Consider the following 8,734-nt stretch of genomic DNA (forward strand, 5'->3'; position numbering starts at 1 on the left):
ACCGATGCTGATCCTCGAAGGTCTGTCCAAGACCTACAAGACCGGCGATGCCGCGCTGCGCGACGTGTCTCTGACCGTGCCCAAGGGCCAGATCATGGGCCTGATCGGCCCGTCGGGCGCGGGCAAATCCACGCTTATCCGCTGCATCAACCGTCTGGTGGAACCCACAGGTGGCAAGGTGCTGCTGGGCGATATGGACCTTGTGCGTCTGGGCAAGGCCGACCTGCGCCGTCAACGCCGCCGGATCGGGATGATCTTCCAGGAATACGCGCTGGTCGAACGTTTGACGGTGATGGAAAACGTCCTGTCCGGGCGACTGGGCTATGTGCCGTTCTGGCGCAGCTTCCTGCGGAAATACCCGCCTGCCGATATCCAGCGCGCCTATCAACTGCTGGACCGCGTGGGCCTGATTGAACATGCCGACAAACGCGCCGATGCGCTGTCGGGCGGGCAACGCCAAAGGGTCGGTATCGCGCGGGCGCTGGCCCAAGACCCGGAATTGCTGCTGGTGGATGAACCCACCGCCAGCCTGGATCCGAAAACCAGCCGCCAGATCATGCGGTTGCTGACCGAGATCTGCGCCGAGCGGGACTTGCCCGCCATCGTGAACATCCATGACGTGCCCTTGGCGCAGCAGTTCATGCAGCGCATCGTCGGCCTGCGCGCGGGACGGGTGGTGTTCGACGGCACGCCCGATCAACTGACCCATGACGCGCTGACCGCGATCTACGGCGAAGAAGACTGGAACGAGATGCGGCGCGGCGACGAGGAACAGACCCGCGCCGAGCTTGACGCCCGCGACCGGATGGCGGCGCTGGCGCGATGACGACAGGGCCCTATCCGACGACATGGCGCCGCCCGCCGCAGATCCTGAAGGATCTGCGGTGGCGCATCGCGATCCAGATCGGCATCGTGATCTACCTTGTGCTGGCCATCGGGTCGGTCGAGGTGAACTGGGCCCGCGTCTATGCCGGGCTGGAACGTGGGCAGCGGTTCGTCATGGGGTTCCTGCAGCCCGATTTCACCAGCCGTTGGCGCGACATCAGCCAGGGGCTGATCGAAAGCCTGACCATGACGCTGACCTCGACAGTGGTGGGGGTTGCGATTTCCATTCCCATCGGGATCGGCGCGGCGCGCAATCTGGCACCGCGATGGATCTATTACATCTGCCGGTCGATCATCGCCGTCAGCCGCGCGTTGCAGGAGGTCATCATCGCCATCTTCTTCGTGGCGATGTTCGGATTCGGGCCATTCGCGGGATTTCTGACGCTGTCCTTCGCCACGATCGGCTTCATCGCCAAGCTGCTGGCCGACGACATCGAGGAGATCGACGAGGCGCAGGCCGAGGCGGTGCGCGCCACCGGCGCCTCTTGGGGGCAGTTGGTGAACTACGCCGTGCAGCCGCAGGTGATGCCGCGGCTCATTGGCCTGTCACTCTACCGGCTCGACATAAATTTCCGCGAAAGCGCGGTGATCGGCATCGTGGGCGCTGGCGGCATCGGGGCGACGCTGAACACCGCCATCGACCGCTACGAATACGACAGCGCGGGGGCGATCCTGTTGATCATCATCGCGGTCGTGATGGTCGCCGAATACAGTTCCAGCTACCTGCGGAAGTTCCTGCAATGACCGAGATCACCCATTACAGCCAGGTCTGGTCCTACCGCACGTCCCGCGGGCGGTTGGCTTTGTGGGGCGGGTGGCTGGCGCTGGTCGCGCTGTTCGTGTGGTGCTGGCAAATCATGACGCGGGACACAATCTGGTTCTTCGTCGCCGACGCCCCGACGCAGGCCGCCGATATCGGTAGCCGCATGGTTCCGCCGCGCTGGTCCTACCTGCCGGAACTGATGCAACCCTTATGGGACACCATCAACATCGCCACCCTCGGCACGATCGGCGGCGTCATCATGGCGGTTCCAGTAGCCTTTCTGGCCGCGCGCAACACCACACCCTCGGCGCTGATCCTGCGGCCTATCGCGTTGTTCATCATCGTCGCCTCGCGCTCGATCAATTCGTTGATCTGGGCACTTCTGCTGGTCGCCATCATCGGGCCGGGCCTGCTTGCGGGCATCGTGGCCATCGCGCTCAGGTCCATCGGCTTCATCGGCAAATTGCTCTACGAGGCGATCGAGGAAACCGACGCGACCCAGATCGAGGCGATCGAGGCCACGGGCGCGAGCGGCGCACAGGTCCTGTCCTATGGGATCGTGCCGCAGATCATGCCGGCCTTCTGGGGCATCACCGTGTTCCGCTGGGACATCAACATCCGCGAAAGCACGATCCTCGGGCTGGTCGGCGCCGGCGGCATCGGGCTGAAGCTCCAGGCATCGCTCAACACGTTGGCCTGGAGCCAGGTGACGGTGATCCTCCTGCTCATTCTCGCCACCGTCGTCCTGAGCGAATGGGTCTCCGCCCGCATGCGCCACGCCATCATCTGACCGGAAGGACCTCACCGCCCGATCCCAACCATTTGCGCCGCCCTGTTTCTAGGAAAACGACTTCTGACAAGCCAGGCGAACCGTAGCCTGCAAACACCACGCCGAACCTCAAAACGAAGGGAAACCACCATGAACAGACGATCCATGCTCCTAGCCGCCTCGGCCATCGCACTGCTTCCGGCCATGCAGGCCCGTGCCCAATCAGGCGAACTCGTGCTTTATTGCTCGGTCGGCGAGGAATGGTGCCGGGTCATGTCCGAGGCGTTCAGCCGCGAGACCGGTATCAACGTGCTGATGACCCGCGCCTCCTCGGGCGAGACCTATGCCAAGATCAAGGCCGAGGAAGGCCAGCCGCGCGGTGACGTGTGGTGGGGCGGCACCGGCGACCCGCACCTGCAAGCCGCGCAGGAGGGACTGACCGAGGAGTACCGCTCGCCCGTGCTCGCCGAGTTGCAGGACTGGGCCGTGCGCCAGGCGGAAACCTCCGGCTTCCGCACCGTGGGCATCTATGCCGGTGCACTTGGCTTCGGCTACAACAGCGAACTGGTCGATGATCCGGCCCCGGCCTGTTGGGCCGACCTGCTCGACCCGCGCTTTGCCGATGACGTGCAGGTCGCCAACCCGAACTCGTCGGGCACTTCGTACACAATGCTCGCCACCATGGTGCAGCTGATGGGCGAGGACGAGGCGTTCGACTACCTGACGCAACTGCACAACAACATCAGCCAGTACACCCAGTCAGGTAGCGCCCCGATCCGGGCGGCGGCCACCGGCGAGACCGCCATTGGCATCGTGTTCCAGCATGACGCCGTGGCCCAGACCGTTCAGGGCGCTCCCATCGTCACCGTGGCACCCTGCGAAGGCACCGGGTACGAGGTCGGCTCGATGTCGATCATCGCAGGCGGTCCCAACCCCGACAACGCCCGCATCTGGTACGACTGGGCGCTGAGCCCGGCCGCTCAGGAACTGGGCGCAAGCGCCGCCAGCTATCAGGTTCCATCCAACGTCAACGCTGCCACCCCGCCCGAGGCACCACGTCTCGAGGATGTCCGGTTGATCGACTACGACTTCGCAACCTACGGCTCAAGCGAGACGCGCACCCGCCTGCTCGCCCGCTGGGACGCCGAGATCGGTTCGCTGCCGCAGTGACGACGACCCGCACCATCGACCGAGCCAGCTTGGGTTGGCTCGGTCTTCTGGTCGTCTCGACCGTGGGGCTGCCGTGGTATGCCACAGGCGGCATCGGCGCCTCGGCACTGACGCTCGGCCTGTCGGACCGGCCCTGGCTCTTGCCGGTGGCCGGGCTGACCTTTTCGCTTGCCGCCCTCGCGCTCATCGCCCGCGACTGGCGGCGGCACGCCTTGCTGCTGCCGCTCGTGATCGCGGCTCTGGCGGCGCTTCTGCTGCAGGCCTTCGGCATCGGGTTGAACGGCCCCGTCCTGCCCGCTCTCGGCACCCTTTTCCCGACCGCCGCTTCGGGGCAGACCGGGCTCGGTCTCGGCGGATTTCTCGCCGGCCTTGCGCTCTTGGGGCTTCTCTCCGATGGGCTGGCCGCCCGCGGCTTCTGCCGAGGCGAGCGGTTCGCGTCGGCTTGCGTCATCATCATCGTGGCCCTTTTGACGCTCTTTGTCTTCTTTCCCATCCTCAAGCTCGGCGCTGCCGCCTTCACCGACGAGACAGGTGCGCTCGCCCTCGGCCGCTTCGTCGAACGCATCACAGCGCCGAACCTTTGGGGGTTGGCCTGCTTCACCTCGAGCCAGAGTTGCGGTGTCGTGATCAACACCCTCCAGCTCGGCATCCTTTCGGCCACGTTCGCCACCGCCCTCGGCCTTGCCCTCGCGCTACTCGTCGCGCGCACCGATTTTCGCTTCAAGCGCGCGCTCCGCGCACTCTCGATCCTGCCGATCATCACCCCGCCCTTCGTCGTCGGCGTGGCGATCATCGTGCTCTTTGGGCGCTCGGGCATGCTCACCCAGTTCGGGGCCGAGCTGTTCGACGTGCGCCCGGGTCGCTGGGTCTACGGTCTCACCGGTATTCTCATGGCGCAGGTGCTGGCGTTCACGCCGGTCACCTTCCTCGTGCTGCTCGGCACGCTCGAGGCGATCAACCCCACCCTCGAGGAAGCCTCGAAGACCCTCGGCGCGCGGCCCCTCAAGACCTTCAGCACCGTCACCTGGCCGCTCCTGCGGCCCGGCATCGCGGCGGCGTTTCTTCTCGCGTTCATCGAGAGCCTCGCCGACTTCGGCAACCCGATTGTGCTGGGCGGCGGCTACGACGTGCTGTCGACCAAGATCTTCTTCGCCGTCGTCGGTGCACGCTACGACCTCGGCAACGCGGCGACGCTGGCGATGATCCTTCTCGGGCTGACACTTGTCGCCTTTTGGGCGCAGATCCGGTGGCTCGGCCGATCGAACTACGTCACCGTCACCGGCAAGTCGGACGCAGGGCTCGTGGCCCCGATGCCGCCGATGCTGAAGTTCGCCGCCATCGCCGCCGTGCTGCCCTTCGCGGCCTTCACCATCGCGGTCTACTCGATCGTTCTGCTCGGAGGCTTCGTCACCGACATCGGCCGGCTCGACCTCACCCCCACGTTCGGCCACATCTGGACGGCATTTTCTTTCGAGCTCGGCACCGAGGGCTTGCGCCTCTACGGCTCTGCCTGGGACTCGATGATCACGACCCTCTGGGTCTCAGCGCTCTCCGCCCCCCTCACAATGGCCATCGGCATCCTGACCGCCTGGCTCGTCGCGCGGCAGGATTTCGCGGGCCGCCGCGCCTTCGAATTCGGCACAATGCTGTCCTTCGCCATTCCGGGCACAGTCGTTGGCGTCTCTTACGTCGCGGCCTTCAACGTGCCGCCCGTCGACATCACCGGAACCATGATCATCCTCGTGATCAGCTTCGTCTTCCGCAACATGCCCGTGGGCATGCGCGCCGGCATGGCGGCATTGGCGCAGATCGACCGCAGCATGGAGGAGGCGAGCCAGACCATGGGTGCTGGCGGTGCAAAGACCTTGCGCAACGTGGTGCTGCCGCTGATCCGTCCGGCGATCTTCACCGCCCTCGTCTATTCCTTTGTCACGGCGATGACGGCGGTCTCGGCGGTGATCTTCCTTGTCTCGGCGCGGCACAACATGGCGACCGCCTACATCATGGGCCGGGTCGAGAACGGCGAATACGCGCTGGCCATCGCCTATTCGGCCGTGCTCATGGTGGTCATGGTGGCCTGTGTCGCACTGATCCAGCTTCTGGTCGGCAAGCGGCAACTTGGCCGCCGGACCGGCATGACTGGCGCAACCGCGGCCCAACCGGCGGAATGAGAGACATGAAGGACAACGCAGAAACCCAGGACCTCGCCATCGAATTCGTGGGCGTCGTCAAGCGCTTCGGCGACGCGGTCGCGGTCGACGGCATCGATCTTGCGATCCGGCGCGGCGAGCTTGTCACCTTCCTCGGCCCCTCGGGCTGCGGCAAGACCACGAGCCTGCGCCTGATCGCGGGCCTCGAACTGCCGAGCGACGGCCACCTGAGGATCGCCGGACGCGATGTCAGCCGCGACCCGGCCTCGGAACGCAACGTCGGCATGGTGTTCCAGTCCTATGCACTGTTCCCCCATGTCAGCGTGCTCGACAACGTGGCCTATGGCCCGGTGATCCGAGGCGTGAAGAAGGCCGAAGCCCACGCCAAGGCACGCGGCATTCTCGACCAGATCGGCCTCGGCGGCCTTCACGACCGCCTGCCCGCCGAGTTGTCGGGCGGCCAGCAGCAGCGGGTCGCTGTCGCGCGCGCCATCGCCCAGCAACCCGACGTGATCCTCTTCGACGAACCCCTGTCGAACGTCGATGCCAAACTCCGCCGCAAGGTCCGCTCGGAAATCCGCGCGCTGCAACAGGAATTCGGGCTGACGGCCGTCTACGTTACCCACGATCAGGAAGAGGCGCTGGCGGTCTCTGACCGCATCGTGGTGATGGACAAGGGCCGCATCGCTCAGGTCGGCACGCCCGAAGACCTCTACGAGCGTCCGGCCTCGGCCTTCATCGCCAACTTCATCGGCGACGCGAACCTGATCGAGGGGCGCGTCATGGCGGGCCGTTTTGCCGCCGAGGGGCTCGACGTGCCGGTATCGGGAGCCGACGGCCCCGCCTCTGTCTCGATCCGCCCCGAGCGCATCGCCCTCGATCTCTCCGCCGACGGCCCCGCCCGGATTGCCAGTGGGACCTATCTCGGCAGCCGCATGGAATATGCGGTGACCCTCGGCGGCACCGAACTTCTGGTCTCGCGTCCTATCTCGGAGCCGCGGCTCGAGGCGGGCCAGCCCGTCGCCCTGCGCATCGACACGGGCGGCGTCACCCGCCTTTCGTGAAGGAACACCCTATGACCGACCAACTCGCCGCGCGCCATGCGTTCGCTTGCCAGATCGTGCGCGAGGCCGGCGCGGCAGCGCTCGCATTCTTCGAGGCACGTGACACGCTCGCCATCGAGTCCAAGGCAACCCCGCAGGATGTGGTCAGCCGCGCTGACCGCGAGGTCGAGGCGCTGGTGCGCGCCCGCATCGCCGCCCACTTCCCCGATGACGGGATCATCGGCGAGGAAGACGTGCCGAAGCCGGGCTCGAGCGGTTCCACCTGGGTGATCGACCCGATCGACGGCACCATGCCCTTCTTATCGGGCCTACCGCACTGGTGCGTCGCCATCGCGCTTGTCGAGGGCAACCGCACGGTTGCGGCTGCGACCTTCGCGCCGGTTTCTGACGAGTTGTTCGACGCGCGCCTCGGGGCCGGTTTCCGCTGCAACGGCGCGCCGCGCGTGGTTTCGACCACACTGGAGTTGACGGGGGCAATGACAGCCATCGGCGCAAGCCACCGTACGCCGGTCGAGACCGTCAGCGGAACTCTCTCCCGCCTGATGGAAGCGGGCGGCATCTTCTACCGCAACGGCTCCGGTGCGATGATGCTCGCCGAAGTCGCGGCGGGCCGCCTCGCGGGGTATTTCGAGCCGCACATGAACGCGTGGGACTGCCTCGGCGGCCTTCTCATGGTCGAAGAGGCCGGCGGGTGCATCGAAGCCGTTGCAATGGACGCGATGCTTTCGGAAGGTGGGCGGGTGCTGGCGGGGGCCCCCCGGGTCTACGTCCCACTGGCGCGCCTTTGCTCAATGAACTAACGCCCGTGAGTAAGGTGTGCCGTCGGGATAGAGGACCAGCCTCTCGGCCGTCCGTGCGTTCTGGATCGCGCCCCGTGACAGCCCGACATTGGCGGCGTACTGGCGCTCGCTCATGCCCTGCATCGACAGCTCCGATTATCATTTCGAATCATGTGCTTATCGAGTTGATGAGCGCGGCGAACAGAGCGAACGTCACTCCAACGAAGCGATGCAACTCACCACGGAGCCACCCCGATGACCCGCCGCGCGACCGACAACACGAAAGCCCTCGACGCCTTTATCGCCGCCAAGACCGAGATCGACGCGATGCTGGAGCGGCTCGCCGCCCTCAGCGCGGACCATTTCGAGACCCACCCCGACGAGATCAACTGGGGCCATGTCGGCACCCTCAACCACTACCGCGCCAAGCTGCGCGAGATCACCGACATGGCCTTCCACGAAGGCGAACACGCCGAGTGAGACGACCCGCTCCCGGTCCCGCCCGCCGACTGGCGGGCTCGACCTCGTAGAAGGGGCCGCATTCCGCGCGCCCCGATACGGGAGACGATGATGACCAAACTTTCCGACACCCAAGCCCTGATCCTGAGCGCCGCCGCCCAGCGGCCCGAGCACATCGCCCTGCCGCTGCCCGAAAGCCTGCGCGGCGGCGCTGCCGCCAAGGTGGTCGGCGCGATGCTCGCGAAGGACTTCCTGCAGGAGGTCGACGCGGACATACGCAACGGCGAACCCGTCTGGCGCGAGACCGGAGACGGCCACGGCGTCACGCTGGTCGCCACCGACGCAGGGCTCGCCGCCATCGGGATCGAGACCGAGGACGCGAACCCCGCGCCTGCGGGCGCGACGGACGCGCCGACCGACGAGCCCGCGCCGAACACTCCCACCGAACCGAAGGCCGCGCCCAGGACGCGCACACCGCGCGAGGGAACGAAGCAGGGCAAGCTGATCGCCATGCTCCGCGCCGAGGGCGGCGCGACCATCGAGGAGATTGTCGCCGAAACAGGCTGGCAAGCTCATTATGCCGATGCCCGGATTATGCCGATGTAACTGTGTAATCATCTGAATACCTTCAGTTTTGCTGCATCGGGTTCGGCATAATCCTCGGGGCTGCAGGCTGGTAACGTCTCCTCTTTCAC

At 66.1% G+C, this 8,734-nt stretch carries 9 protein-coding genes; all 9 read left to right on the forward strand.

The window, feature by feature from the left end; translation table 11 throughout:
* Positions 1-4 precede the first annotated feature (4 nt).
* The 9 genes from phnC (at position 5) to F0184_RS19155 (ending at position 8,645) form a co-directional block, all read left to right on the forward strand.
* Positions 5-826 (forward strand): phosphonate ABC transporter ATP-binding protein, encoded by an 822-nt coding sequence (gene phnC, locus F0184_RS19115; RefSeq protein ID WP_150497807.1) that lies wholly within the window; start codon positions 5-7, stop codon positions 824-826.
* The gene (gene phnE / locus F0184_RS19120) at positions 823-1,629 is read left to right on the forward strand and encodes a phosphonate ABC transporter, permease protein PhnE (RefSeq protein WP_150497808.1); all 807 of its coding nucleotides are present in this window, start codon (positions 823-825) and stop codon (positions 1,627-1,629) included. Before phnC ends, phnE (F0184_RS19120) begins: the two co-directional genes overlap by 4 nt.
* On the forward strand, positions 1,626-2,438 hold the full coding sequence (phnE, locus tag F0184_RS19125; protein WP_150497809.1) for a phosphonate ABC transporter, permease protein PhnE: 813 nt from the start codon (positions 1,626-1,628) through the stop codon (positions 2,436-2,438). Before phnE (F0184_RS19120) ends, phnE (F0184_RS19125) begins: the two co-directional genes overlap by 4 nt.
* 129 nt (positions 2,439-2,567) lie before the next feature.
* Positions 2,568-3,587 (forward strand): ABC transporter substrate-binding protein, encoded by a 1,020-nt coding sequence (locus F0184_RS19130; RefSeq protein WP_206668382.1) that lies wholly within the window; start codon positions 2,568-2,570, stop codon positions 3,585-3,587.
* On the forward strand, positions 3,584-5,758 hold the full coding sequence (locus F0184_RS19135) for an ABC transporter permease (RefSeq protein WP_150497810.1): 2,175 nt from the start codon (positions 3,584-3,586) through the stop codon (positions 5,756-5,758). The genes F0184_RS19130 and F0184_RS19135 overlap by 4 nt, the downstream gene beginning before the upstream one ends.
* 5 nt (positions 5,759-5,763) lie before the next feature.
* The gene (locus F0184_RS19140) at positions 5,764-6,801 is read left to right on the forward strand and encodes an ABC transporter ATP-binding protein (protein ID WP_150497811.1); all 1,038 of its coding nucleotides are present in this window, start codon (positions 5,764-5,766) and stop codon (positions 6,799-6,801) included.
* An 11-nt stretch (positions 6,802-6,812) separates the two neighbouring features.
* Positions 6,813-7,601 (forward strand): inositol monophosphatase family protein, encoded by a 789-nt coding sequence (locus tag F0184_RS19145; protein WP_206668383.1) that lies wholly within the window; start codon positions 6,813-6,815, stop codon positions 7,599-7,601.
* A gap of 234 nt (positions 7,602-7,835) precedes the next feature.
* Complete coding sequence (locus F0184_RS19150; RefSeq protein ID WP_062563487.1) at positions 7,836-8,060, forward strand: hypothetical protein; 225 nt, start codon at positions 7,836-7,838, stop codon at positions 8,058-8,060.
* Between the two features lie 90 nt (positions 8,061-8,150).
* Positions 8,151-8,645: a DUF3489 domain-containing protein gene (locus tag F0184_RS19155; protein ID WP_150497812.1), complete on the forward strand. Its 495-nt coding sequence runs from the start codon at positions 8,151-8,153 to the stop codon at positions 8,643-8,645.
* Positions 8,646-8,734 lie beyond the last annotated feature (89 nt).

It is taken from the genome of Roseibium aquae, assembly GCF_008711285.1.
Taxonomy (GTDB): Bacteria; Pseudomonadota; Alphaproteobacteria; order Rhizobiales; family Stappiaceae; genus Roseibium; species Roseibium aquae.